The organism is Nonomuraea sp. NPDC050680, assembly GCF_040654555.1.
GTDB lineage: Bacteria > Actinomycetota > Actinomycetes > Streptosporangiales > Streptosporangiaceae > Nonomuraea.
Map to the genome: position 1 here is coordinate 66950 of NZ_JBFAIF010000019.1, position 25618 is coordinate 92567.

General features: G+C 69.2%; 27 protein-coding genes. 18 read left to right on the forward strand and 9 right to left on the reverse strand.

The window, feature by feature from the left end:
• The first annotated feature begins 2 nt into the window (after window positions 1–2).
• On the forward strand, window positions 3–626 hold the full coding sequence (locus tag AB0H88_RS40625; RefSeq protein ID WP_357653904.1) for a DJ-1/PfpI family protein: 624 nt from the start codon (window positions 3–5) through the stop codon (window positions 624–626).
• Here the strand turns inward: AB0H88_RS40625 and AB0H88_RS40630 are convergent.
• The 3 genes from AB0H88_RS40630 to AB0H88_RS40640 are packed head-to-tail and all read right to left on the reverse strand — an operon-like array spanning window position 615 to window position 3561.
• Window positions 615–1385, reverse strand: coding sequence for an SDR family oxidoreductase (locus AB0H88_RS40630; protein ID WP_357653905.1), 771 nt, complete (start codon window positions 1383–1385; stop codon window positions 615–617). The genes AB0H88_RS40625 and AB0H88_RS40630 overlap by 12 nt on opposite strands.
• Window positions 1382–2395 (reverse strand): DUF4432 family protein, encoded by a 1014-nt coding sequence (locus AB0H88_RS40635; RefSeq protein WP_357653906.1) that lies wholly within the window; start codon window positions 2393–2395, stop codon window positions 1382–1384. The genes AB0H88_RS40630 and AB0H88_RS40635 overlap by 4 nt, the downstream gene beginning before the upstream one ends.
• Window positions 2392–3561, reverse strand: a complete 1170-nt coding sequence (locus AB0H88_RS40640; protein ID WP_357653907.1) for a DUF4185 domain-containing protein — start codon at window positions 3559–3561, stop codon at window positions 2392–2394. The genes AB0H88_RS40635 and AB0H88_RS40640 overlap by 4 nt, the downstream gene beginning before the upstream one ends.
• A gap of 186 nt (window positions 3562–3747) precedes the next feature.
• On the opposite strand from AB0H88_RS40640, the gene AB0H88_RS40645 reads away from it, so the two are divergent.
• A complete protein-coding gene (locus AB0H88_RS40645) occupies window positions 3748–5316 on the forward strand; it encodes a serine/threonine-protein kinase (RefSeq protein WP_357653908.1) in 1569 nt (522 codons plus the stop codon).
• 62 nt (window positions 5317–5378) lie between these two features.
• Here the strand turns inward: AB0H88_RS40645 and AB0H88_RS40650 are convergent, their stop codons facing one another.
• Window positions 5379–5843, reverse strand: coding sequence for a hypothetical protein (locus AB0H88_RS40650; protein WP_357653909.1), 465 nt, complete (start codon window positions 5841–5843; stop codon window positions 5379–5381).
• Window positions 5840–6433, reverse strand: coding sequence for a helix-turn-helix domain-containing protein (locus tag AB0H88_RS40655; RefSeq protein ID WP_357653910.1), 594 nt, complete (start codon window positions 6431–6433; stop codon window positions 5840–5842). The genes AB0H88_RS40650 and AB0H88_RS40655 overlap by 4 nt, the downstream gene beginning before the upstream one ends.
• Window positions 6434–6624: 191 nt before the next feature.
• Here AB0H88_RS40655 and AB0H88_RS40660 point away from each other — a divergent pair, with 191 nt between their 5' ends.
• The 5 genes from AB0H88_RS40660 to AB0H88_RS40680 all read left to right on the forward strand — a co-directional run bounded on the left by AB0H88_RS40660 (window position 6625) and on the right by AB0H88_RS40680 (window position 12619).
• Window positions 6625–8235 carry an ATP-binding cassette domain-containing protein gene (locus AB0H88_RS40660; RefSeq protein WP_357653911.1) on the forward strand — a complete coding sequence of 537 codons (1611 nt, stop codon included), beginning with the start codon at window positions 6625–6627 and terminating at the stop codon, window positions 8233–8235.
• An 85-nt stretch (window positions 8236–8320) separates the two neighbouring features.
• Window positions 8321–9115 carry a hypothetical protein gene (locus AB0H88_RS40665; RefSeq protein WP_357653912.1) on the forward strand — a complete coding sequence of 265 codons (795 nt, stop codon included), beginning with the start codon at window positions 8321–8323 and terminating at the stop codon, window positions 9113–9115.
• A 174-nt stretch (window positions 9116–9289) separates the two neighbouring features.
• Window positions 9290–10762 carry a sigma-70 family RNA polymerase sigma factor gene (locus AB0H88_RS40670; protein WP_357653913.1) on the forward strand — a complete coding sequence of 491 codons (1473 nt, stop codon included), beginning with the start codon at window positions 9290–9292 and terminating at the stop codon, window positions 10760–10762.
• A gap of 9 nt (window positions 10763–10771) precedes the next feature.
• Window positions 10772–11440, forward strand: a complete 669-nt coding sequence (locus tag AB0H88_RS40675; protein WP_357653914.1) for a hypothetical protein — start codon at window positions 10772–10774, stop codon at window positions 11438–11440.
• Window positions 11441–11497: 57 nt separating this feature from the next.
• Complete coding sequence (locus tag AB0H88_RS40680; protein WP_357653915.1) at window positions 11498–12619, forward strand: NlpC/P60 family protein; 1122 nt, start codon at window positions 11498–11500, stop codon at window positions 12617–12619.
• Here the strand turns inward: AB0H88_RS40680 and AB0H88_RS40685 are convergent.
• Window positions 12613–13101: an inorganic diphosphatase gene (locus AB0H88_RS40685; protein ID WP_357653916.1), complete on the reverse strand. Its 489-nt coding sequence runs from the start codon at window positions 13099–13101 to the stop codon at window positions 12613–12615. The two genes, AB0H88_RS40680 and AB0H88_RS40685, sit on opposite strands and share 7 nt — an antisense overlap.
• A 72-nt stretch (window positions 13102–13173) precedes the next feature.
• Here AB0H88_RS40685 and dacB point away from each other — a divergent pair, with 72 nt between their 5' ends.
• From dacB to AB0H88_RS40740, 11 genes are all read left to right on the forward strand, one after another.
• The gene (dacB, locus tag AB0H88_RS40690; RefSeq protein WP_357653917.1) at window positions 13174–14595 is read left to right on the forward strand and encodes a D-alanyl-D-alanine carboxypeptidase/D-alanyl-D-alanine-endopeptidase; all 1422 of its coding nucleotides are present in this window, start codon (window positions 13174–13176) and stop codon (window positions 14593–14595) included.
• A gap of 139 nt (window positions 14596–14734) precedes the next feature.
• Window positions 14735–15811, forward strand: coding sequence for a zinc-dependent metalloprotease (locus AB0H88_RS40695; RefSeq protein ID WP_357653918.1), 1077 nt, complete (start codon window positions 14735–14737; stop codon window positions 15809–15811).
• Between the two features lie 6 nt (window positions 15812–15817).
• On the forward strand, window positions 15818–16810 hold the full coding sequence (tilS, locus tag AB0H88_RS40700) for a tRNA lysidine(34) synthetase TilS (protein WP_357653919.1): 993 nt from the start codon (window positions 15818–15820) through the stop codon (window positions 16808–16810).
• A 10-nt stretch (window positions 16811–16820) separates the two neighbouring features.
• Complete coding sequence (gene hpt, locus AB0H88_RS40705) at window positions 16821–17372, forward strand: hypoxanthine phosphoribosyltransferase (protein WP_357653920.1); 552 nt, start codon at window positions 16821–16823, stop codon at window positions 17370–17372.
• A 225-nt stretch (window positions 17373–17597) separates the two neighbouring features.
• Complete coding sequence (ftsH, locus tag AB0H88_RS40710; protein ID WP_357653921.1) at window positions 17598–19592, forward strand: ATP-dependent zinc metalloprotease FtsH; 1995 nt, start codon at window positions 17598–17600, stop codon at window positions 19590–19592.
• Window positions 19589–20167: a GTP cyclohydrolase I FolE gene (folE, locus tag AB0H88_RS40715; protein ID WP_357653922.1), complete on the forward strand. Its 579-nt coding sequence runs from the start codon at window positions 19589–19591 to the stop codon at window positions 20165–20167. The genes ftsH and folE overlap by 4 nt, the downstream gene beginning before the upstream one ends.
• Window positions 20168–20381: 214 nt before the next feature.
• Entirely contained in the window at window positions 20382–21188 is an 807-nt protein-coding gene (gene folP / locus AB0H88_RS40720; protein ID WP_357654000.1) for a dihydropteroate synthase, read from the forward strand.
• A complete protein-coding gene (locus AB0H88_RS40725; RefSeq protein ID WP_357653923.1) occupies window positions 21185–21628 on the forward strand; it encodes a nuclear transport factor 2 family protein in 444 nt (147 codons plus the stop codon). Before folP ends, AB0H88_RS40725 begins: the two co-directional genes overlap by 4 nt.
• Window positions 21618–21983, forward strand: a complete 366-nt coding sequence (gene folB, locus AB0H88_RS40730) for a dihydroneopterin aldolase (protein ID WP_357653924.1) — start codon at window positions 21618–21620, stop codon at window positions 21981–21983. Before AB0H88_RS40725 ends, folB begins: the two co-directional genes overlap by 11 nt.
• 95 nt (window positions 21984–22078) lie before the next feature.
• Window positions 22079–22582, forward strand: a complete 504-nt coding sequence (gene folK / locus AB0H88_RS40735) for a 2-amino-4-hydroxy-6-hydroxymethyldihydropteridine diphosphokinase (protein ID WP_357653925.1) — start codon at window positions 22079–22081, stop codon at window positions 22580–22582.
• Entirely contained in the window at window positions 22579–23034 is a 456-nt protein-coding gene (locus AB0H88_RS40740; protein WP_357653926.1) for a DUF3180 domain-containing protein, read from the forward strand. The genes folK and AB0H88_RS40740 overlap by 4 nt, the downstream gene beginning before the upstream one ends.
• 55 nt (window positions 23035–23089) lie before the next feature.
• On the opposite strand, the gene AB0H88_RS40745 is transcribed toward AB0H88_RS40740, so the two are convergent.
• Genes AB0H88_RS40745 through AB0H88_RS40755 form a run of 3 tightly spaced genes read right to left on the reverse strand, consistent with a single transcriptional unit; the run spans window position 23090 to window position 25561 of the window.
• Window positions 23090–23290 carry a hypothetical protein gene (locus AB0H88_RS40745; protein ID WP_357653927.1) on the reverse strand — a complete coding sequence of 67 codons (201 nt, stop codon included), beginning with the start codon at window positions 23288–23290 and terminating at the stop codon, window positions 23090–23092.
• A 22-nt stretch (window positions 23291–23312) separates the two neighbouring features.
• Window positions 23313–24419, reverse strand: a complete 1107-nt coding sequence (locus AB0H88_RS40750) for an acyltransferase (protein WP_357653928.1) — start codon at window positions 24417–24419, stop codon at window positions 23313–23315.
• Window positions 24416–25561 (reverse strand): NADH-quinone oxidoreductase subunit D, encoded by a 1146-nt coding sequence (locus tag AB0H88_RS40755; protein ID WP_357653929.1) that lies wholly within the window; start codon window positions 25559–25561, stop codon window positions 24416–24418. The genes AB0H88_RS40750 and AB0H88_RS40755 overlap by 4 nt, the downstream gene beginning before the upstream one ends.
• Window positions 25562–25618: the final 57 nt, after the last annotated feature.

A 25618-nucleotide genomic window follows, 5' to 3' on the forward strand; every position in this document is an offset into this window, starting at 1 on the left:
TCATGCATGTCGCGATCCCCCTGTACGACGGCTTCACCGCGCTCGACGCCGTCGGACCGTACACGACCTTGGCCTACGCGCCCGGTGTCAAGGTCACGTTCGTCGCCCCGGAACGTGGGCCCGTCGACGACGACCGCGGCACCCTGACGATCACGGCCACCGCGACGTACGCGGAGCTGCCGGATCCGGATGTGGTGCTGGTCCCGGGCGGGTTCGGCACGATCGCCGCGCTGTCGGACCAGGCGCTCGTCCGCTGGATCGCCGCGGCCGGCGGGCAGGCGCGGTGGACGACCTCGGTCTGCAGCGGTTCGCTGCTGCTCGGCGCCGCGGGTCTGCTGCAGGGGCGCAAGGCGACCAGCCACTGGGCGGTGCTCGACCAGCTGGCCGAGTACGGAGCGGAGGCGGTGAGCGAGCGCGTGGTCGTCGACGGCACAGTGGTGACGGCCGCCGGGGTGTCCGCCGGGATCGACATGGGCCTGACGCTGCTCGCTCGGGCGAGCGACGTGGAGACGGCTGAGGCCGTTCAGCTGCTGATGGAGTACGACCCGGAGCCGCCGTTCAACGCCGGCTCGCTGAAGACGGCTCCCGAGGGCACCCTGGAGCGGGCGATGGCTCTATTCGGGTAGCGCGGCCGGGTTCCGGGCGAGCAGCCCGCCGTCCACCCGGTGCTCGGCCCCGGTGATGAACGACGAGCGCGGCCCGGCCAGGAACGCCACCAGCTCCGCCACCTCCTCCGGCCTGCCCACGCGGCCGAGGGGGTGCGCCCGGCCCCACTCCGCCACCTGCTCCTCCTGCGACAGTTCGCCGCGCCACAGGTCGGCGGCCCAGCGCAGCATCGGTGTGTCGACCGAGCCGGGACACACCACGTTCACCCGGATGCCGTCGGCCGCGTGGTCGAGCGCCATCGCCCTGGTCAGGCCGTTCAGCGCGGCCTTGCTGGCGGTGTAGGCGGCCACCTGCGCCTGCGAGGCGAACGCCTGCACCGACGACATCACCACGATCGAGCCGCCGCCGCGCGCCCGCATCCTGGGGATGGCGGCCTTGCACGCCAGATAGACGCCCTTGAGGTTGATGTCGAGCACCTCGTCCCAGACGTCCTCCGGCGTGTCCTCGACCGTGCCGTAACGCTGCACGCCCGCGCACGTCACCACGATGTCGAGCCCGCCGTACCTGGCCACGGCCAGGTCGACCAGGTCACGCATGTCGCCCGCCCGCCGTACGTCCGCGACCCGCCCGGTCACGTGCTCGCTGTCGAGCTCCGCCCCCTTGTCGGCCCCGCAGAACACCACGGACGCTCCGCCGTCGGCCAGCCGGTCGACCACCGCCCGCCCGATCCCCATCGAACCGCCCGTCACCAGGGCGACCTTGCCCTCGAACTCGTTCACGTCAGCACCTCCGCGCGCAACCTCAACACCTTTGTCTCGTGCGGGCCCAGGGTGAGCGCCGTGCCGTTGGCCACCGCCTCGGCCAGCCCGTTGGTGGGCATGCTGGAGAACGGTTCGAGCCCGACCGTGTAAGCCCGCCCCCACCAGGGATAGTCGGTGGTCGAACCGACCTCCTGCCACATCCACAGGTACGGCAGGAGCGTCGCATCCCACTCCACCCGCATACCTACATCCCCGGAAATTTCGTACCAGCCCTCGGTAAATCCGGTTATGTAGACGATCTCGCTCGGGGATCCGGGCTCCGGCACCACGCTCAGATCCGTCTCCCCGCCGCCGTCGGCGGGCACTACGGGCCACTTCCACGGGCCGCCCGCCTTGACCCGGCGGCCGTGGGCGTTGATGGCGCTCTCGTGCGGGATGACCGTCACGCCCGCCGGCAGCCGTACGCGGGCGCCCGGCTTGAGGAACGGCCGGCCGTACACGATGTGCTGCCCCCACATGGCGTGCAGCTCGACGCCGGACTCGTTGGTCGCGCGCCCCTCGATCTCCAGCGCGGCCGTCCCCGCCGCCAGCCGGAACGTCTTCTCGATCCGGTAGGGCAGGCGCCGGGTGCGTACGCTGAGCCGTACCGCGACCTCCTGCTCGGAGTCGGCCACGACCTCGGCCTGCCACGGGAGCCCGGCGACCTCCCCGTGCTGCGCCAGCCGGGCGCCGCGGTATTCGCTGGGCGCGCCGCCACTGGGGAAGATCTCCTGCCAGCCGCCCTCGTAGTGGTCGATGAACTGGGCGACGTCGTCGGCGGCGCCCTGGATGTGGTCGTGCGGGTCGCGCAGCCCCTGCGGTGAGAGCCAGACGAAGTCAGTGTCGGTTGGCTTGTGCAGAAATTCGATGACATCGCCGCCCTTATCGGGCACGACGGTCACGCGGAGCCGTTCGTTCTCCAGCACGACCGCCCGCAGCCCGTCGATCACGACGTGCCGCAGGCGGGCCGCCCAGTTCCGTGTGCTCACCCGAAACTCACGTCGATGAAGCGCGGCCGGTAGATCGAGGAGTCCCGGTAGTGGTCGGTGTTGACGAAGCTGTTGACGTTGTAGGAGACGACCAGTCCGTTGCCCGCCACGTCGGGGTGCGCGTGGGCGTTGTAGGTGAAGATGTTCCCGTTGGTCTCGGGGGTGGTGTACACGGCCTGCTTGCCGGTGAACGGGCCGAACGGCGAGCACGAGGTGTAGGCCACGATGTGCGAGCTCAGGACCTCGCTCGTGTCATGGGTGATCAGTACGTAGCCGTTGCCCACCTTGGTGACGCTGTACTCGTTGGCCACGTCGCTCATGATCCGGGCCGAGTCGGCCTCGTTCCCCGACCAGGTGCCGTCGGCCTTGAGGTACTGCCACTGTCCGAGCAGGCTCTGGCCGGGCACCCGGGCGATGTGCATGTACTTGGGCGAGCCGAGATCCTCCACCCCGTAAACGTAGGTGTAGCCGCCGTCCTTGAGAATCCCGGAGGCCCAGGACACGCCGGCCGACGACGGCAGGTCGGTCACGCTGATCGGCTGGTCGAGCCGGCTCTGCGCGAACCTGGCCACCACGTTCCGGTGCCAGCGCCAGTCCCACGCGCCGGTGCCGTAACGCTCGTACTCCTGGTAGGTCACCTCCACGATGCCGCCCGCCAGGGTGGCGTCGCCGGCCCAGTACCAGTGGTTCTGGTCGCGCGGCGGCATCACCGCGGTCGGCTTCTCGGTGGTGCCGGCGTGGATCGTGGAGAGCCGGCCGTCGCGCTCGACGGCGAAGGAGTTGTTCAGGAAGACGGTCGTGCCGCCCTCTTCGACCACCGGCGGGCGGCTGCCGTCAGGGTTGATCTTGCCCAGGAAGGTGTCGGAGAAGACCCATACCTCTTTCCCACTGGGCAGCTTCAGTGAGTACGTGCCGTCGGCGCCGGTCCAGTCGTCCAGGCGGCTGTTGTCGTTGCCGTACGCGGTGAACAGGCTGGTCAGCCTCGCGTCCACGGACGCGCCCCGCACCGTCGGCCCGCACGTCGCACGGGTGGTCGCGTGCTGCGTGGTGGTGGCGGAGACGGACGGCACCGGCTTGGGCGGTGCGGCCAGCGCCTGCTGGGGCACGGCCGCGAGGCTCAGCAATCCGATGGCGAGGGGGATGAGGGCGGACCGGAATCGCGTCATCACACGTCCTAAGGGAGGGGGGTTCCGCCTACAGTTCTAGTCATTTGATCACTTTATGTCCATAGCCTCACGGGGCGCTGATCCAAATGTTGCGGAAGGCCGTGATTTCCGGGGTTTCTGTGGTTTCGTAGCCTTCTTGTGGCTTTCTCATTGCATGACGCGAAGATGATCGGGTAACCCGCTCCCATGTCCTATGCACGCTACGAGGGATGGCTGCTGGCCGGGCGCTACCGGTTGCTGTCCGAGCTGGGCCGGGGCGGCATGGGCAGGGTCTGGCGGGCTCATGACGAGCTCCTGGATCGCCAGGTCGCGGTCAAAGAGGTCACCATCGTCGGCCCGCAACACGAGGAGCTGATCGGCCGGACGATGCGGGAGGCCCGCATCGCCGCCCGGCTGAGCCATCCGCACATAGCGGCCATCTACGACGTGGTGCTGGTCGACGAGCGTCCGTGGATCGTCATGCAGCTCGTCCCCGCCCGCAGCCTCGCCCAGGTGATCGCCGAGCAGGGCCCCCTGCCCGTGGCCACCGTCACTCGCATCGGCCTGGAACTCCTGGACGCCCTGCGCGCCGCGCACGCCGCCGGCGTCCTGCATCGCGACATCAAGCCCGCCAACATCCTGCTCACCGACGACGAGCACGCGGTCCTGACCGACTTCGGCCTGGCCACCACGGTGGACGATGAGTCCCAGGTCAGCCGGACGGGCATCGTCGTCGGCACCCCCGCCTACATCGCTCCCGAACGGGCCGGCGGCGACCCGTCCACACCGCAGGCCGACCTGTGGTCGCTGGGCGCCACCTTGTACACGGCCGTCGAGGGCCACTCGCCCTTCGGCCGCAGCACCGAGACGGCCACGCTGACCGCGATACTGACCACGACCGCCTATCCGTTCACCCTGGCCGGCCCGCTCGCTCCGGCCATCAGCGGCCTGCTGGACAAGGACCCCGACCAGCGCAGCGACGTGGCCCGCGCTCACGACCAACTCCGGCGAGTGGCCGCCCAGAGCGAGCAGGCATCGGCGGCACCCTCTCACCTTGCGGGCCGCGATGCGTACGCGCCAGATGAGCCTCACCACCCGCACCTGAGGTCGCACCCGCACCAGCAGCCGCACCCGCACTCGCACCTGCACTCGCACTCGCACCCGCAACCGCGCTCGTCGAAGAGGGCGCGAGGGCTGGTGCGATGGTCGGGGACGACGATGCCACGGTCAGGGACGGTGTCACTGTCAGGCTCGACGCCAGGGTGGATTGCGATGCCACAGTCGGGCGTGATGTGGCGGTCCGGCATGGTACGGCGGTCAGGCGTGGTACGACAGTCGGAAGCAGCGCGGCGGTCGGCGGCGATGCGGCGGTCAGAGGCGGTACGGCGGCTGATCACCGAGCGCCGGCGCGAGACGGCCTTGATCGCCGCCTTGATCGTCGCGGTGATCGCCACCGGCTCCTGGTGGAACGCCGCCCCCGGCAGCCCCGCTCAAAGCACTCCGGCCGACATCGCCACCGACGTCGCACCCGCCCTGGCCCTCGACCTGACCAGCATCCCGCAGGCCCACGCCGTGTCCCGCGAACGACTCACGGAGGCATCCGACGGCCGCGAACGAGCCGACACCCGCCCTCACCCGGTCCCAGCCACCTCCGCCAAGACCGCCACCGCGCTGAAGAAGGCCGAGAAAGCAGCCCAGAAAGCAGCTCAGAAGGCGGCGAAGAAGGCAGCCAAGCAGGCGGCCAAGCTCGGTAAGACCCACGGCAACAAGCATTAGCCGGCCTGACTCCCGAACCACGCCGATGTCGGCATGTCATGGGGATGGGGCGGGGGTCGTGTTCAGTATGGCCGTATCTGGTCCAGCACTTTGGTGGCAAGTGTCAGAAACTCCTCCGCCTTCGGCAAGTCTCGGATGACATCCTCGGCAGTGATTTCCGGGCTGTCGGGCAGCGGGTATTCGGCGCCGTTGCGTCGGCGGCGCATCCGGTCGAAAGGGCGTAGCGACTGCCCGAGAGGCGGGTCTAGTTGGGCTGTGACCGCATCAAGCACCGCGATGTGGCCTCCCCTGCTGGTGGCTCGCAGCCCTTGATTCTCCAAGATGGACGCGAGGGCTTTCCTGGAGGCGTCATAGAGAAGTTGGTATGCGCCCGTAGGATCTGTCCCGCAGCCGCTGCGGGCGAGTTCGACATGTCGCCTGGCTTGAGTGAGTAGGGTTTCGGCATGTTCCCGGCTCGCCGGTACGCGTTCCAGCTGCCCTGACGACAGCATCATGTCGATCTGGTCGCGGCCTTGCATCCATCTCATGAGCTGTCCTCTTTCTGGATCAGGGGATGAAGGGGCTTGCCCCGCAGGGATGCTGTGAACGGGTCGGGCGTGTCGCTGGTCCATGACGTCGATGAGATCCGGGTGATGTTCACTTCGCGGCCGAGGGTCCGCTCGGCTGTTCGCGCCGCGTCATAGAGTTCGTCCTCGTCGGCTGACCCCACGATGAGGACGTCGACGTCTTGGGGCGGTGGTCCCGGCTGGTTCGCGTGTCGAGCGGCCCAGGAGCCGTAGATGTACGCCTCGTCGATACCGGAGATGGGCCGGAGGAGAGGGGGCAGTACGGCGGCTGGACCGAAGGTCACGGTCAGCAGATCGGTGAGCGGTTTCGCGATGATCGTGTCGGTGTCGGCGCGGATCAGGCGAAGGTTGCCATGCCGCGTTTCCCGGATCAGGCCCGCCGCGGCGAACCGGTCCGCTTCTCGGCTCACCGTCGACTGCGACGTTCCGGTCCATGTGGCGAGATCGGTGGTTGAGAACTCGTTCTCCGGGTGGAGGTACAACCAGGCGAGCAGCTCACCGACAGCGTTGGAGCGAAGGAGAGGCAACAGCAACGGCGGGATCGGCCTCATAGATGCATACTACTATGCATCTATAGCAAGTCCAACACTTTATGTGATTGACAGATTTCATGCTGTCACCTTCGAAAGTTGGCGGGCCTTCCCGATGTCGCGCGTAGCGCGCCAGGCCGGGAGAGGAAAAGAAGGTGCCGTTCGGAGTTCTCGGTAGGTACCCTGCGCGGGGGAATGCGAAGGGAATTGCCGTGGCGCACGTCGAAGTAGGACATCTGACATACGTACTGCCCGACGGGCGGCCGTTGCTCAATGACGTGTCCTTCAGGATCGGCGAAGGCGTCAAGGCCGCGCTGGTCGGGCCCAACGGGGCGGGCAAGACCACGTTGATGCGGCTCGTCGCCGGGGACCTGCAGCCGGTGGCGGGGAGTGTGGCCAGCTCCGGTGGGCTCGGCGTGATGCGGCAGTTCATCGGCAGCGTGCGTGACGGGAGCACGGTGCACGACCTGCTGCTCAGCGTCGCTCCGCCGGCCGTGCGGCAGGCGGCCGAGCGGCTGGAGCGGGCCGAGCTCGTGATGATGGAGCGCGACGACGAGAAGGCGCAGATGCGCTACGCGCAGGCCATCACCGACTACACCGACGCCGGTGGCTACGACATCGAGGTGCTCTGGGACACGTGTACGGTGGCCGCGCTCGGCGTGCCGTACGACAACGTGAAATATCGGGATGTGGCCACGTTGTCCGGCGGCGAGCAGAAGCGGCTCGTGCTCGAAGCGCTGCTCCGCGGGCCGGACCAGACGCTGCTGCTCGACGAGCCCGACAACTACCTCGACGTGCCGGGCAAGGAATGGCTGGAGCAGGCGCTCAGGGAGACCCCCAAGACGGTCCTGCTGGTCAGCCACGACCGGCAGTTGCTGGCCAACGCGGCCGACCGGATCGTCACCGTCGAGTCCGGAAATATCTGGATCCATGGTGGCGGGTTCGCCACGTACGCGGAGGCCCGCAAGGCTCGCAACGAGCGTCTCGACGAGCTGCGCAGGCGCTGGGACGAGGAGCACGCCAAGCTCAAGGCCCTGGTCAACATGTTGAAGAACAAGGCCAGATACAACGATGGCATGGCCGCTCCCTACCACGCGGCTCAGACGCGGCTCCGCAGGTTCGAGGAGGCGGGGCCGCCCGAAGAGACGCCCAGCGACCAGAACATCAGCATGCGCCTCAAAGGCGGCCGCACCGGCAAGCGCGCGGTGATCTGCGAGGGGCTGGAGCTGACCGGCCTGATGCGGCCGTTCGACCTGGAGGTCTGGTACGCCGAGCGCATCGCGGTGCTCGGCTCCAACGGCTCGGGCAAGTCCCACTTCCTGCGGCTGCTCGCGGGCGAGCAGATCGGCCACTCCGGCGTCGCCAGACTCGGCGCCCGCGTCGTCCCCGGCCACTTCGCCCAGACGCACGCCCGGCCCGACCTGCTGGGCCGCTCGCCGGTGGAGATCGTCATGAACGAGCACGCCAGGCTGAAGAACGAGGCCATGAAGGCCCTGGCCCGCTACGAGCTGGCCGGGCAGATCGCGGAGCAGCGGTTCGACACGCTCTCGGGGGGTCAGCAGGCGCGGCTGCAGATCCTGCTGCTGGAGCTGTCCGGCGCGACGCTGCTGCTGCTCGACGAGCCGACCGACAACCTCGATCTGGCCAGCGCCGAAGCGCTGCAAGCGGGTCTGGACGCGTTCGCGGGCACGGTGGTGGCGGTCACGCACGATCGCTGGTTCGCGGCGGATTTCGATCGCTTCGTGGTGTTCGGCGCGGATGGGACCGTTTACGAGTCTTCCGAACCGGTCTGGGATGAGGCCAGGGTCGTCCGCCCCCGCTGAACGCGGTAAAGAGCTCCATAAAGAGTTGGTACGGCAGGCGCGTGTCCCGCCCCTACCGCGCCCATAGACCGGCTATCACGGCAAAGTGATCCCGCGTAGCCGAACCGTCAGCCTCCTCGCACTCGGGGCGATCTGCCTAGCCGGGTGCTCCAGCGAGGCACCGTCCCAACAGCAGCTCAAGCCCCTCGTCCTCAAGGAGCAGGTGTCGAACGTCGTCAAGTCGTCCGACGGCTACGCCGTGAACTGGGCAGGAATCCTCACCAACGCCAACCCGTGGCACTTCGGCGAGCACGTGGTGGCGACGGTCGTCGGGCGTGACGCCGCCGGCACCGAGGTGGTCCGGATGGACCAGTCGCTCGACGCCGTGCCGCCGGGCGGCTCGCTGGCCTTCACCGGTCAGGTCAACGCGCCCCAGAAACCGGCCAAGGTGACCATCGACTATCGCCCCGCTCAGTGGCGGCCCGCCGCCCGCATCGCGTCGGCGTTCAAGGAGTTTCCCGTTTCGCGGGTGCAGACGCTCCGACAAAAGGATCGTTCTTATCTCATCACCGGCTATGTCGATAATCCCTATCGGCTTCCCGCCAGCAGCCTGGTGGTGAACGTGTTGCTGCGCGACAAAGCGGGAAAACTGCTCGGCGGCGGCAGTACGTTCGTCGACGACGTGAAGGCGGGCAGCCCACCGCGTTTCATCCTGACCGTGAGCGGCCTGCCTGCGGGCAGCGTGGTGGCCAAGACCGATGTGACGGCTCGGACCTGGGGTTCGACCGGCCGACCCTTCGAGGACCTGGCGCTGGGCGGCGCGGTGCCGCTGCACACGATCAAGCCGACCACCGAGCCGTTCGCGGTGGACCGCGGCAGTCAGGCCATGACCGAGCACTAGCACTGAATTACTCATCAAATATCAATCAAATAAGCCGATAAATCGGGCGTAGCGGCCATTCGCTGCGAACCCGGCCAAGCGCGACAACCTTCTCCAGCGGAGTGTCGTCGGCAAGCTCTTCATTCCCACAGAAGCAGTGGAACTACTAGTTACTAATCCATTACCTTCTGTCATATGAATGACCGCGCCCTGGTCGAGTCACTCCGCGCCCGTGACCCGGGTGCCCTCGCCGCGCTCTACGACGCCTACGCCGAGGGCATCCACAGATACTGCTGGTCCCTTCTCCTCAGCTCCGACGGCGCCCAGGTGGCGCTCCGCGACACGATGATCGCGGCGGAGGCCCACGCCGGCTCCCTGGCCGATCCCGGGCGCCTGCGCCCCTGGCTGTACGCCCTGGCCCGCGCCGAATGCCTGCGGCGGCGGATGGCCGAGCCGCCGAACGCCGACGAGGCCCTGGCCCAGGCTCCGCCCCCGGACGATCCGGCCGACGCCGACCTGCGCGTCGTGGCCTGGAACGCGATCCAGAGCCTGTCCCACGACGACCGTGAGGTGCTGGAGCTGTCGGCCAGGCACGAGCTGCCCACCCCGGAGCTGGCCGCGGTGCTGGGGGTCGCGGCGCGCCATGTCGAGGCGGCCCAGGAGGAGGCGCGCGAACGACTGCGCGACGCGATCACGGCGGAGCTCCTGGCCAGGAAGAGCCCCTACGACTGCCCGGCACGGGCCGGCATCCTGACCGGCTTCTCCGGCAGGCTGACGCCCGAGACGCGCGCGCGGCTGGTCGGGCACCTTTCGGGCTGTCTGACCTGCTCCCCCCACCGCACGCGCCAGGTGTCGGCGGCCAAGGTCTTCGAGCTGCTGCCCCGGATCCCGCTGCCGGAGTCGCTCGCGGTCAGGGTGCTGAGCTGCTTCGCCGACCCCGAACTCCAGCCCTACCGCCGCTACGTGGCCCGGCGCTCGGGGGCGCTGGACGCTGCCGGGTTTCCCGTTGCCCCGCGGAAGAACACTCGAAGGTGGCCTCAGGCGCTGGCTGGCGCGCTGGCGGCGGTCGCGACCGTGGTGGCGATAGTGATGATCTTCCAGCAGTTCGGCCGGGTCGAGGGCGGAGTGCCGGGCCTCGCGTCCGCCGCCTTCCTCGCGCCGGGCGAGCCTCCCGGCATCAGGCTGCCCTGGCAGCCCGATCCCCAGGACCCGCGGATCAGCCTCGAGCCCATCCTGGACAGCACGGCCACCGTGCCGCTGGGCGCCCTGCCCCCGACGACGCCGTCAACGGCCACCGTGCTCACCGTCGGCTCCGCGACGAGCCCCGCCCCGTCCAACGCCCCCGAGACGCCCAAGCCTCAGCCCGACCAGGTCACCCCCACCCCCGACCACCAGTCCGCCGAGCCCGCGCAGGAGCCGGACGCGCACCCGGGCAGGGAGCCGGACAAGCAGCCCGGCAGGCACCCGCACAAGCACTCCGGCACACCCCACCCCACCGACATTCCGACGCCCGCCGCGACACCGACCCAGACACCGGTCCCCCCGCCGATCGTCACACCGACCCAGACACCGGCCCAGACACCGGCCCAGACACCGGCCCAGACACCCGGCCAGCCGCCGGCGCAGACGCCGACCGCGCCGCCGCCCACCACCGTCCCGGCCGGCTGAGGCCACTGCATGGAGGCGTACCAGCTGCGCGACGACCCTCAACTGGGCTGTCGGGTCTGTCCCTTGCCGGTCAGCGAGGAGCGGTCCGAGCTGATGGCCAGGAGTCATCACATCGCCTGGCCCACCTGGCTCGACCAGGGCCCCCGCATGCTCCGGGACGTCCTCGAACTCTGCCGCCTGCGCACCGCCCGCGGCCTGGCCGTCCTGTCCTGGCTCTCCGGGAGCGAGCCGCCCGGCGGCCCGGCCGCCGAGCTCGGCTGGCTCTGGTCCTCGCGCCGCCTGACCGGTCAGCGCCAGGAGCGCCTGTACGCGGCCGCCGCCGCGGTGCCGGAACCCGTGCTCGGCCTCGTGCTCGCCAACTGGACCTGGGCGCTCGGCACCTGCCACGGCGGCCGGGTCGCCGCCCCCTACCTGGCGGGCACCGCCTACCCCGGCGACGGGTCGGTGGCCGCCGCCGCCACGATGACCCTCTACCAGACCTTCGACCGCCATCCGGAGTCCCGCCCGGCCATCGCGGCGGCGTGGGCCGCGGCTCGGGCGGGCGCCGACTGGTGCCGGGCGGCCGAGCTGCACGCCGCCTACGGGACGCAGACGCCGGTCTTCACCTATCCCCGGGGCACCAGCCCGGTCCCGGTGGGCGTCCGGCCGTGGATAGAGCGCCTGTTCCGCCTGCGGTGACGATGTTACGAAAGTGGCCAGGATTACACAGAGTGATGGACGGGAACGGTGTGCACTATGCACGCCCTCAGAGCCGGACTCATGGCCGTCTGCCTGGTCGTCACCCTGTGCCCGCCGGCCGACGCGGCTCCCGGGCCGTCCCGCCGGAAGGTGATGCAGGCCCGTCACGCCGTACGGGATCGTACGCGGCAACTGGGCACCGCGAGCGCACGGCTCGCCGAGGCCCAGTCACGCCTTGACGACCTGGCGGCGGGGGCGGAGCGGCAGGTGGAGGCGTACAACGGGGAGCTCGTCCACCTCGAACGCGCCAGGCGGGCCCGCGACCAGGCGCAGGCCCGGCTGGCGCTGGCCGACGCCGAGGTGGAGAAGGCCCGCGCGCCCGTCGCGCTGCTCGCGGCGCAGGGTTACAGCGGGCTCGAGATGATCACGCCGATGCTCGGCATGATGACCGACACCGGCGACACCGACGGCTACCTGCACCGGGCGAGCGTCCTGGAGCAGCTCAGCGGCGAGCAGGGCGCGATGCTCGACCGGATGCGCGACGCCCAGGACGTCGCCGCCATCCTGCGGGGCGCGGCGGCCGACGCGTACGCCGAGCACGAAGCCGTGTCCGAGCGCGCCAGGCAGGCGAAGATCGTCGCGGAGGCGGCCGTCGCCGCGCAGAAGCGTGAGACCAGAGGGCTGGAGGCCGAACGCGTCGCGTGGCAGCGGCGGGTCGACGCCGCGCGCACCCAGGCGCACCTGCTGGCCAGGCGGCGGGAGGCGGCGCTGGCGCAGGCGCGCCTGAGCCACGGGCTGCTCGCGTCCGGGTCGCTCATGGGCGACGTCGCGGCCAACTGGGCGCTGACCCAGCTCGGCAAGCCGTACGTGTGGGCGGCCGACGGCCCGGACAGCTTCGACTGCTCGGGCCTGACCATGCGGGCCTGGGAACAGGCGGGCGTCGGCATCGACCACTGGACCGGCACGCAGTGGACCTCGGGCCCGCACGTGCCGCTCGACCAGTTGCGCCGCGGCGACCTGCTGTTCTTCGGCTACGTCACCAGCGACCCGAGCACGATCCACCACGTCGGCATGTACGTGGGCAACGGGCTCATGGTGCACGCGCCACAGACCGGCGACGTGGTGCGGGTCGCCTCCATGTGGCGAGGGGACCTCGTGGGTGCAACCCGTCCTCAGTGACCTTCGTCCTTGGCGCGCTGGAAGGAGCGCTTGATCTCGACCTCGGCCTCCATCCGGCCCACCCAGTTGGCGCCCTCGACGGACTTGCCGGGCTCCAGGTCCTTGTAGACCTCGAAGAAGTGCTGGATCTCCAGCCGGTCGAACTCCGGCACGTGATGAATGTCGCGAATGTGCTCCATCCGCGGGTCGGTGGCGGGCACGCACAGGACCTTGTCGTCGCCGCCCTTCTCGTCCGTCATCCGGAACATCCCCACCGCGCGGCAGCTGATGTAGCAGCCGGGGAAAGTGGGCTCCTGGAGCAGCACCAGCGCGTCGAGCGGGTCGCCGTCCTCACCGAGGGTGTGCTCGATGAAGCCGTAGTCGGCGGGGTACTGCGTAGAGGTGAACAGCAGCCGGTCAAGCCTGATGCGACCGGTTTCATGGTCCACTTCATACTTGTTCCGTTGTCCCTTGGGAATCTCAACGACAACGTCGAACTCCACCGCGGTTCCTCCGCTCACGCCGAGTGGGCGTTAATGTCTCGTAGGCGAACACCAGGAGAGAGGTCAGGCGACGTGGCGCGGCACGAGCGGTGGGTGATGCTGACCACTCTCGCCATGCTCCAGGTGCTGACCATCGTCATCGGCATCTATGCGATGACCAACGACTTCAGCCTGGGCGCGCTGACGAGGGGGTCGTCACCGACCGAGCCGACACCGTCTCCTCAAGGGTCTCCCCCCGTCTCCGTGGTCACCGCGGGGCCGGTGCTGGCCCAACTCCAGGTGAGGGCCGGAGACGGACCTCTCACTACCAAGGGTACTTTGACCCGGCAGCTCACCCGCGCCCTGGGTGACGAAGCGCTGGGCGATCGGGTGGGCGCGGTGGTCATCGACGCCGCCACCGGCGAGCAGGTCTTCGCCGCCAACCCCGACGTCGGCATCACTCCCGCCTCCACCACAAAGTTGGTCACCTGCACGGCCGCGCTGGCCGCGCTCGGCCCCGACACCCGCCTGTCCACCCGGGTGACGCAGGGCCAGTCGGCCAACTCGATCGTGCTGGTGGGCGGAGGGGATCCGACGCTCGCCGGGCCGTCGGCCAAATCCCTGTCCTACCCCAAGCAGGCGTCGCTCGCCACGCTCGCCTCGCGCACCGCCGCCGCGCTCAAGGCCAAGGGCATCACCAAGGTCACGCTCTCCTACGACACCTCCCTGTTCACCGGTTCCCCGCTGGCGCCCGGATGGAAGCCGGGCTACGTGCCCGACGGCGAGGTGGCGCCGGTCTACGCGCTGGCGATCGACGAGGGGCGGCGCGACCCCGCCGCGAGGCAGCCGCGCGTGTCCAACGCGCCGCAGTACGCCGCCGCCGCGTTCGCCCGCCTCCTGACCAAGTACGGCGTGGGCGTCGCCAAGTCCGTACGACCGGGCAAGGCGCCCGCGGGCGCCGCCGAGCTCGGCCGGGTCGACTCGGCGCCGCTCTATGCGCTGGTCGAGCACACGCTGACGTTCAGCGACAACGACCTGGCCGAGGCGCTGGCCAGGCACGTCGCCATCAAGGAAGGGCAGCCGGCGTCCTTCGAGGGCGCGAGCAAGGCCGTGGTCGGGGTGCTGCAGCGGATCGGCGCGGGCAAGGGCGTACAGGTCTTCGACGGCAGCGGCCTGTCCGCGCGCAACCGCATCAGCGCCGACGCGATGGCCCGGGTCATCGCGATCGCCTCCGCCGCGGCCCACCCCGACCTGCACCCGATCGCCTCCGGCATGCCGATCGCCGGGTTCTCCGGCACCCTGGGCAACGGCAGGCGCTTCACCAGCGGCGACAGCAAGGGCCAGGTCGGCCTCGTACGCGCCAAGACCGGCACCCTCAACAACGTCAACACCCTGGCCGGCATGGCCACCACCAAGGAAGGCCGCCTGGTCACCTTCGCCTTCCTGGCCGACCGCGTGCCGAGCACCGCCGAGCCTGTGCTGGACAGACTCGCCGCCATCGTCGCGCGTTCCTAATGCGATCCTGCGGATCGCGGCTCAGTCGCTGGGATCCGGTGTCTTCCGATCGTCGTTCGGTCGCTTCGCTCCCTCTCTCCTCACTCCAGACACCGGCGCTTCTTCGCGGGCCAGACAAGAACCACGTACGGTGGACGGTATGCAGGTGATCGACTGGGATCTGGCCGTCACGACCGGCACGCGCCTGGTGCGCCCCGGTCCTCAGGTGAGCCGGGAGGAGGCCAGGCAGGCCGTCACCGAGCTCCGCACGCTGTCACGTGAGGCCGAGGGGCACGTACGCGAGTTCACCAAGATTCACACTGAGACCGCGCCGCAGGCGGCGACCATCGTCGACCGTCCCGGCTGGATCAAGGCCAACGTCGAGGGCTTCCGCGTGGTGCTCGAACCGCTCACCGAGCGGGTCGCCGCCGGGGCCAACCCGCCGCCGGCGATCGTCACGGCCGTGGGCTCCCGCATCACCGGCGTCGAGGTGGGCGCGGTGCTCGCCTTCCTCGCCTCGCGGGTGCTCGGCCAATATGAGCTGTTCCTGCCGCCGGACCCGACGGGCCGCGAGCCGGCGGGGCGTCTGACACTCGTCGCGCCCAACATCGTGCACGCCGAGCGCGAGATGAACGTCGACCCGCACGACTTCCGCCTCTGGGTGTGCCTGCATGAGGAGACGCACCGCGTGCAGTTCACCGGGGTGCCGTGGCTGCGCGAATACATCCGCTCGCAGATGACCGAGTTCCTGCTGGCCTCCGACCTCGACCTGGGCACGCTGCTGGAGCGGCTGCGCACCGCCGCCGACACGGTGGCCGACGTGGTGCGCGGCGGCGAGGGCAACCTCATCGACGCCATCCAGTCGCCCGGCCAGAAGGAGATCCTCGACCGGCTCACGGCCGTGATGACGCTGGTCGAAGGGCACGGCGACTACGTCATGGACGCCGTCGGCCCCTCGGTGGTGCCGACGGTGGCCGACATCCGCGCCAAGTTCGCCCATCGCCGCGAGGGCGGCTCGCGCCTCGACCGCACGGTCCGGCGGCTGCTGGGCATCGAGGTCAAGATGAAGCAGTACGCCGAGGGCTCGGCCTTCGTCCGCGCGGTGGTGGACCAGGCCGGCATGGACGGCTTCAACCGCGTCTGGACCTCGCCCGAGACCCTGCCGACTACGCCCGAGATCACCGACCCCAGCGCCTGGGTACGCCGCGTCATCGGCAGCAACGCCCTGCCCGCCTGACTCGTCATGGGCCCGCACCCGGCCGTCGCGGACGTCCGAAGGGCCGTCCGGGAGGCGCTGGCCGACGTCGGTGACGGCGCGCTCGTGCTGGCGGCGTGCAGCGGGGGAGCCGACTCCCTCGCCCTCGCCGCCGCGCTCGGCTTCGTGGCGCCGCGCGCGGGTTTGAAGGCCGGGCTGCTGACGGTGGACCACCAGCTCCAGGAGGGCTCCGCCGCACGCGCCGAGACGGTGGCCGCGCTGGCCCCGGCCCTGGGCCTCGACCACGCCGAGATCCTCACCGTGGATGTCGGTAGGTCCGGCGGCCCGGAGGCGGCGGCCAGAGACGCCCGCTACGCCGCGCTCGCCGAGGCGGCCGACCGGCTCCAGGCCGCGACCGTGCTGCTCGGCCACACCAGGGACGACCAGGCCGAGACCGTGCTGCTCGGCCTGGCCAGGGGGAGCGGACTCAGATCGCTGTCCGGCATGGCCCCGGTGACCGGCCGCTACCGCAGGCCGCTGCTGTCCCTCTCCCGCGCCACCACCGTCGCCGCGTGCGCGGCGCTCGGCCTCAGCCCTTGGGACGATCCGCACAACGAGGATCCCCGCTACACCCGCGTCCGGGTACGGACCAGGGTGCTCCCGGTGCTGGAGTCGGAGTTGGGGCCCGGCGTGGCCGAGGCGCTCGCCAGGACCGCCGATCTCGCCCGGGACGACGCCGACGCCCTTGACGAATGGGCCGGCACGGCCTATCAGAATTGCGCTCTAAGCGATATCACCGGTTCGGTGACGCTGTCCGTACCCGAGCTGGAACGCCTCCCAGGCGCCGTCCGGCGGCGGGTCCTGCGGCGGGCGGCCATCGCGGCGGGAACGCCGTCCGGAGCCCTCTCCGCGACCCACGTGCGTGCCGTCGACCGGCTCATCACGGCGTGGCGCGGGCAGAAGGCCGTGGATCTACCCGGGGGTCTGGCCGCTGTGCGGCGGTATGACACCCTGATACTCGCCATCAGTCCCATCCCGTAAGGAACCACAGGTGGATGCTGCCGATATGGGCAAGGACCTCGAGAAAGTCCTGATTCCTCAGGACGAGCTCCAGGCCAAGGTCAAAGAGCTTGCCGGGCGGATCGACGCCGACTACGCGGGCACAGAGCTCCTGCTCGTGGGCGTGCTGAAGGGCGCGGTCATGGTGATGGCCGACCTGGCCAGGGCGTTGCACGTGCCCGTCCAGATGGACTGGATGGCCGTGTCGTCCTACGGCGCGGGCACCAAGTCGTCCGGCGTCGTGCGGGTGCTGAAGGACCTGGACACCGACATCATGGGCCGCCACGTGCTGATCGTCGAGGACATCATCGACTCGGGGCTGACCCTCCACTGGCTGCTGGAAAACCTCAAGTCGCGCAACCCGGCCTCGCTGGAGATCTGCGCCGCACTGCGCAAACCCGACGCGGTCAAGGTGCCGATCGACGTCAAATACGTCGGCTTCGACATCCCCAGCGAGTTCGTCATCGGCTACGGGCTCGACTACGCGGAGCGTTACCGCAATCTCCCCTTCATCGGCACCCTGGCTCCCCATGTTTACAAGTAGCCGCCGGGAACACCGCGCCACCTGACGTACGTTGGTAGGGCAAGACCGGTGTAGCGGGCGGTCCCTCCGCTCGCTTACCCGGTGTACCTTCTGACTCCGGGAGGGTGACCAAGCGTCCCCTTCGGGTAGTCAGAAGTCGCGGCGTCGGATGCCGCGGCCCCGGGACATCCCGGGGTTCCAGGCCATGGTCAGGAAGGGACGGGCCCGCAAGGGGTTCCGCATCGGATGGATCTCAAGCGATTTACACGTGGGCCACTGCTGTGGATCCTGGGCATCGTCGTGCTGCTCCTGCTCGTCACCCAGCTCTGGAGCGGCGGCGGCAACTTCAAGCAGGCCGACACGTCCACAGTCCTCCAGCAGATTCGCACCGGCAATGTAAGCAACGCCAAGATTGTCGACAAGGATCAGCGCATCGAGCTGACGCTGATCAAACCGATCACGGTCAAGCCGGGTGACACGGCGACCAACATGATCCAGTCTGACTGGGTCGCCGGCTACGGGCCGAAGCTGACCGAAGAGCTGCAGGCGCAGGTTCAGGCGGGCACGACCAAGAGCTTCACCACCGAGGTGCCCCAGGAGAACTTCCTGGTCAGCATCCTGGTGAGCTTCCTGCCGATCGTCTTCATCGTCCTCATCTTCCTGTTCATCATGAACCAGATGCAGGGCGGCGGCTCGCGGGTGATGAGCTTCGGCAAGTCCAAGGCGAAGCTGATCACCAAGGACACTCCCAAGACCACCTTCTCCGACGTCGCGGGCGCTGACGAGGCCATCGAGGAGCTCCAGGAGATCAAGGAGTTCCTGCAGGCCCCGGCCAAGTTCCAGGCGATCGGGGCGAAGATCCCCAAGGGCGTGCTGCTGTACGGTCCGCCCGGCACCGGCAAGACGCTGCTCGCCCGCGCGGTCGCGGGTGAGGCCGGCGTGCCGTTCTACTCGATCTCCGGCTCCGACTTCGTCGAGATGTTCGTCGGCGTCGGCGCCTCGCGAGTCCGCGACCTGTTCGAGCAGGCCAAGGCCAACGCACCGGCGATCATCTTCATCGACGAGATCGACGCCGTCGGCCGGCACCGCGGCGCGGGCCTGGGCGGCGGCCACGACGAGCGCGAGCAGACGCTCAACCAGCTGCTCGTCGAGATGGACGGCTTCGACGTCAAGGGCGGCGTGATCCTCATCGCCGCGACCAACCGGCCCGACATCCTCGACCCGGCGCTGCTGCGTCCGGGCCGATTCGACCGGCAGGTCACCGTCGACCGGCCCGACCTGGAGGGCCGTAAGGGCATCCTCAGGGTCCACGGTCGCGGCAAGCCGTTCGAGCCGGCGGTCGACCTCGACGTCATCGCCCGTCGCACACCCGGCTTCACCGGCGCCGACCTGGCCAACGTGATCAACGAGGCGGCGCTGCTCACCGCGCGCGCCGACAAGAAGCTGATCTCGATGGACATCCTCGAGGAGTCGATCGACCGTGTCATGGCAGGACCCGAGCGCAAGTCGCGGGTCATGTCCGACAAGGAAAAGAAGATGATCGCCTACCACGAGGGCGGTCACGCGCTGGTGGCGCACGCGCTGCCCAACTCCGATCCGGTCCACAAGATCACGATCCTGTCCCGAGGCCGCGCCCTGGGTTACACCATGACGCTGCCGATGGAGGACAAGTTCCTGGCCACCAGGTCCGAGATGATGGACCAGCTCGCGATGCTGATCGGCGGTCGCGCGGCGGAGGAGCTCGTCTTCCACGAGCCCACCACCGGCGCCTCCAACGACATCGAGAAGGCCACGGCGGTCGCCCGCCGGATGGTGACCGAATACGGCATGAGCGAGCAGCTCGGCGCCCGTAAGTTCGGCTCCGGCCAGGCCGAGGTCTTCCTGGGCCGCGAGATGGGCCACGAGCGCGACTACTCCGAGAAGATCGCTTCGACGATCGACGAGGAGGTCCGCCGGATGATCGAGACGGCGCACGACCAGGCGTGGGACATCCTGGTCGAATACCGCGACGTGCTCGACAACCTGGTGCTGCAGCTCATGGAGAAGGAGACGCTCTCCCGCCACCAGGTGCTGGAGATCTTCGCCTCGGTGGTCGTCAAGGAGCACCGCCCGTCCTACGCGGGCTACGGCAAGCGGCTCCCCTCGGACCGCCCGCCGATCCTGACCCCGAAGGAGCAGTCGGCCAACGGCTCGCTCACCGCCAGTCACCAGGATGCTCTGCCCTCTGGAGACAGTGCGTGAGTTCGCATGACGTAGACCTGGGCCGGATCGAGAAGGCCGTCCGCGAGATCCTCTACGCCATCGGCGAGGATCCCGACCGTGACGGCCTGCTCGACACGCCCTCGCGGGTGGCCCGGGCCTACGCCGAGCAGTTCTCCGGCCTCGGACAGACGCCGGAGGACGTGCTCAACAAGGTCTTCGACGTCGACCACGACGAGATGGTGCTCGTCAGGGACATCGAGGTCTACTCCACCTGCGAGCACCACCTGGTGCCCTTCCACGGGGTGGCCCACGTGGGCTACATCCCCAACGAGCGCGGCCAGGTGACCGGGCTGTCCAAGCTGGCCCGCCTGGTGGACGTCTTCGCCCGCCGCCCGCAGGTGCAGGAGCGGATGACCTCGCAGATCGCCGACGCGCTGATGCGCGTGCTGGAGCCGCGCGGGGTGATCGTGGTGGTGGAGTGCGAGCACCTCTGCATGACCATGCGCGGCGTCCGCAAGCCGGGCGCGAAGACGGTGACCTCTGCGGTGCGCGGAGATTTCCGTACGAGCGACAAGACCCGCGCCGAGGCGATGGCGCTGATCCTGCACCGATAAGGATCAGTAAGTGTGCCTATGGCGCTGACCCTGCACCGATAAGGATCAGTAAGTGTGCCTATGGCGCTGACCCTGCACCGATAAACGCCAGTCAGCGAGCCTATGGCACTGATCGGATTGTTATTTGCGTGTGGGCACCCTCCACAGACCCCAACAACCATGACCGCCTAGGCTTGGGGGCATGGTTGTCGGAGCAGAGGCGCGGTGCCTCGTCATGGGCGTGGTCAACGTCACGCCGGACTCGTTCTCCGACGGGGGCCTGTGGTTCGACGAGGCGGCCGCGATCCGGCACGGACTGGAACTGGTCGGTGAGGGGGCCGACATCGTCGACGTGGGCGGTGAGTCCACCCGCCCCGGCGCCGCCAGAGTGCCGCTCGACGAGGAGCTGGCCCGCGTCGTGCCGGTGATCAGGGCGCTCAGCGCCGAGGGAGTGGCGGTCAGCGTCGACACCATGCGGGCCGAGGTCGCCAAGGCGGCGGTGGAGGCGGGGGCGAGGCTGGTCAACGACGTGAGCGGCGGCCTGGCCGATCCCGAGATGCCGCGGGTGGTGGCCGCCACGGGCGTCGACTACGTGGTGATGCACTGGCGCGGCCACAGCCACGACATGGACCGCCGGGCCGTCTACGACGACGTCGTGACCGAGGTACGCGAGGAGCTCGCCAAGCGGGTCGGCCTGGTGCTGGCCGAGGGCGTGTCCGAGGAGCAGATCGTGCTCGACCCCGGGCTGGGCTTCGCCAAGAACCCCACGCACAACTGGGAGCTGCTCGCCGGAATGGGGGAGCTGGCCGAGCTCGGCTATCCGCTGCTGATCGGGGCCTCGCGCAAGCGGTTCCTGGGGCGGCTGCTCGCCGACGCCGACGGCACGCCGCGCCCGTTCAGCGGCAGTGACGACGCCACGGTGGCCGTGACGGCGCTGGCCGCGCACGCCGGCGCCTGGTGCGTACGAGTGCACGAAGTAGGTCCCAATGCCGATGCCGTGCGCGTGGCCGCCGCATGGAAGAGACCCGGAGCCAACACATGAGTGTCGACACCGCCGCGATCGAGACCGTCAACCAGGACTTCTATCTCGCGATCGAGGACGCCAACCTCGACAAGATGACCGAGGTCTGGGCCGAGGACTCCGCCGACGAGCAGGTCAGCTGCGTACATCCGGGCTGGACCCTGCTCTCGGGGCGCTCCGAGGTGCTGCGCTCCTGGGCGCTCATCATGGCCAACACCACTTACATCCAGTTCGTGCTGACCGACGTCAACACCACCGTGCTGGGTGATGTGGCCGTGCTCACCTGCGTCGAGAACATCCTCACCGCCGGCGAGGAGGGCGAGTCCAGCTTCGCCGCCGGCAAGGTGGTGGCCAGTAACGTCTACGTGCGCACGGCGCAGGGCTGGCGGCTGTGGATGCACCACGGTTCGCCGGTGCTCCAGAGTGACGACGACGAGGAGGAAGGCGAGCTTGAGGTCTGATCGCATCGCGCTGAAGGGCCTGCGTGCCCGTGGCCGGCACGGCGTGCTGGCGGCCGAGCGTGAGCTGGGGCAGGAGTTCGTGGTCGACGCGACGCTGTTCCTCGACACCGCCCCCGCCGCCGCCTCCGACGACCTCGGCAAGACGGTCCACTACGGCGAGCTCGCCCAGGCCCTGGTCGCCGTCGTGGAAGGCGAGCCGGTCGAGCTGATCGAGACCCTCGCGCAGCGCCTCGCCGACGTGTGCCTGGCCGCCGGTCTGGTGGAGTCGGTCGAGGTGAGTGTGCACAAGCCCGCGGCACCGATCCCGCTGCCGTTCGACGACGTGGTCGTCACCATCCAACGGAGTCGCGAATGAACTTGGTGAGCAGAGCATTGGCGAGCAGAACACTGGTGAGCAGAACACTGGTGAGCAGAACGTGGTGAGCTGTAGGTGAGCGAGAGGAGTAGCACGTGAACGTCGTACTGTCTCTCGGTAGCAATCTCGGGCGGCGCTTCCAGACGTTGCAGGACGCCATCGACACGCTGTTCGACGCGCCAGGGCTGGAGTTCGTCGCGAGCTCGCCCGTCTATGAGACCGACCCGGTCGGCGGTCCCGCCGGGCAGCGCCCCTACCTCAACGCGATCGTCATCGCCGAGACCACGCTCCAACCGCAGGCGCTGCTGGAGCGGGCGCAGGGCGTCGAGAACGCCTTCGGGCGGGAGCGCAAGGAACGCTGGGGTCCGCGCACGCTCGACATCGACCTGATCGTCGTGGGTGACACGGTCTCCGACGACCCCGACCTGACGCTGCCGCACCCGCTCGCGCACGAGCGGGCCTTCGTCCTGGTCCCGTGGGCGGACGTGGACCCCGCCGGCGTGCTGCCCGGCCAGGGTCAGGTCGCCGACCTGCTCAGCGACCTCGACCGGAGTGGCGTACGGCTGCGTGCGGACCTCAAGCTCCAGAGTCCGGATTGAGGCCGACTCGCCCCGGCCTGCTGGTCGGCATCGTTGTCATCGTGGCGTTGATCGCCTGGATGGTGGTCAGGGAGTTCTACGCCGACCTGCCCATCGTGCCGTGGACCGCCATCCCCACCGTCCTGCTGCTGGCCCTCGGGGAGGCCTACAGCGGGTGGGTGACGAAGGCCCGGATCGACCGCAAACCTGACACCAAGCCGGTGGAGCCGCTGGCGGTGGCCCGGCTGGCGGCCTTGGGCAAGGCGTCGGCTTACGTGGGTGCGGTGTTCGCGGGCATCTTCGGTGGGTTCGTCCTGCACACGGTCCAGCTGTTCACCAGGGAGACGCCGCGGTTCGAGTTCTTCATCGCGGTGGGCTCGCTGCTGGCGTTCGTGGTGCTGATGTGCGCCGCCCTCTTCCTGGAGCACGCCTGCCGCATCCCGAAGGACCCGGAGGATCAGCGGCCGAGGTAGTAAACGGGCTCTTCGTGGATGAAGCTGGTGTCCACCCGGTAGATGGCGCCGCGAATCACCAGGCATCCGCTTCCTCGGACAGGTCCTCGTCGGCCAGGCGTTCGGCGTCGGCGCGGGCCCGCGTGAGCCAGACCTCCCGTTCGAGCAGGCGGAGTGCGCGTCGGATGACATCACTCGTCCGCTCGCCCTCCCGCATGGCGGCCTTAATGATGCGCTCGTCCTCGGGGGTGGCCCGAAATTCGATCGTGGCCATCATGGGCCCAAGCTAGCGGCCATGGTCAACTTTTGTCAGGCACTTGTTCGGCAGGGGATCGCTTGCGGCCGAAGAGGTAGATGACCGGGAGGGTGCAGACCAGCGGGCCCAGGATGGCGAGCGGGCGTTCCAGCCACCATCTGAGGTCCGGTGGCACCTCGCCGCCGAGCGTGCCGAAGAACCACCACAGCAGCCCCAGCGCGATCGCCATGCCCGTGGTGTGGAAGAGGAACAGCGGCAGGGCGTAGCGGTTGATGGTGCCGTTGACCCGGCGCCACCCGGGCTTCTCCAGGACGCGCTCCATCGACGGCCGCAACACCTCGACCAGGCCGATCTGGAAGAGCAGCAGCGCCACGATGACGAAGGTGGGCGGCGCCATGTTCGACCACTTGTCGCCGGGCACCCCGACCATCGAGCCCGGGTAGATGCCTGAGTAGACCAGGCCGAACAGGGCGAACAGCCCGGTCCACAGGACTCCCACGTCATAGCGCCTGGGCAGGATGACGATCCGGTCGTAGAAGAAGCCGGCCTGGTGGGCCAGCCCCCAGACGATGATCATGTTCAGCCAGCCGACCCACTCGACGCCGTACCGGAAGCGGATCACGTCGATCACCAGGGCGGCGCCGCCCAGCCAGATGAGCGCCAGCACGTCGTAGTGGCGGTGCAGCCACAACGCCACGGGCAGCAGCGCGATCAGCACCAGGTAGACGCCGAGGAACCAGAGCGGGCTGAGCACGAGCAGCACCACCCGCCACATCCACTCGACGTGGAACACCCAGGTCACCACCGCGCCGATGGTGACCCACACGCCCACCAGCACGAGCGCGGGGGCGGCCAGCGCGCGGATGCGCCGCCAGACGAACCGGCCGATGCCGATGCCGCGCGCCTGGGCGCGGCTCCACGACAGCAGGTGGACGTGGCCGCCGACGTAGAAGAAGAGCGGCAGCACCTGAAGCAGCCAGGTGAGTATCCACAGCCCCGAGGTGAAGCCGAGCGGGCTGGTCGGTTCGGGACCCTCGGGCTTCCACTGCAGGATGGTGAACGCCCAGTGCCACACCACCACCACGATCAGACTGAGAGCGCGCAGCCAGTCGACATATTTGTCCCGCTGCGGAGTCGCGACGCCGGTCACTTGTCGATGTCACCCACGACGAAGAACATCGAGCCGAGGATCGCCACCATGTCGGCCACCAGGTGCCCCGGCAGCATCTCCCGGAGCACCTGGATGTTGCTGTACGACGCGGAGCGCAGCTTGAGCCGCCATGGAGTCTTGTCCCCCTTGGACACGAGGTAGTAGCCGTTGATGCCGAGCGGGTTCTCGGTCCAGGCGTACGTGTGGCCCTCCGGCACCTTGAGCACCTTGGGCAGCCGCTGGTTGATGGGACCCGGCGGCAGCGAGCGCAGCCGGTCGACGCACGCGTCGGCCAGGTCAAGCGAGACCTTGAGCTGGTCGAGCAGAATCTCGAAGCGGGCGTGGCAGTCGCCCGCGCCGCGCGTGACCACCTTCACCGGCAGCTCGGGATAGGCCAGGTACGGCTGGTCGCGCCGCAGGTCGAGGTCGACACCGGAGGCGCGGGCGATGGGGCCGCTCACGCCGTACTGCAGGATCTGCTCGCGGGACAGGACGCCGACGCCCTTGGTGCGGGCCAGGAAGATCTCGTTGTTCAGGATGAGGTTCTCGATGTCGGGCACGCGGCGCCGGGTCTCGGCGACGGTCTCCGACACCCGGTCCAGCCAGCCGTACGGCAGGTCCTCCTTCAGCCCGCCGACCCGGTTGAACATGTAGTGCATCCGGCCGCCGGAGATCTCCTCCATCACGGCCTGGATGCGCTCGCGCTCGTTGAAGGCGTAGAAGATGGGGGTGATCGCGCCCAGCTCCAGCGGGTACGAGCCGAGGAACATCAGGTGGCTCAGCACCCGGTTGAGCTCGGCCAGCAGCGTGCGCGCCCACACGGCCCGGACCGGCACCTCCATGCCCAGCATGCGCTCGGCGGCCAGCACCACGCCCAGCTCGTTGGCGAACCCCGCCAGCCAGTCGTGCCTGTTGGCCAGCATGATGATCTGCCGGTAGTCGCGGACCTCAAACAGCTTCTCCGCGCCCCGGTGCATGTAGCCGATGATCGGCTCGGCCGTGGCGATGCGCTCGCCGTCGAGGGTGAGCCGCAGCCTGAGCACCCCGTGCGTCGACGGGTGCTGTGGGCCGATGTTGAGGATCATGTCCTCGGTGGCCAGCTCTTTCGCCCCGACGCCGATCCCGACCACGCGTTCCGTCATATGGCAATGCTGCCACCGGCAGTCGTGGTGATCCAGCACAGGAAGAGGTCAAGGAAC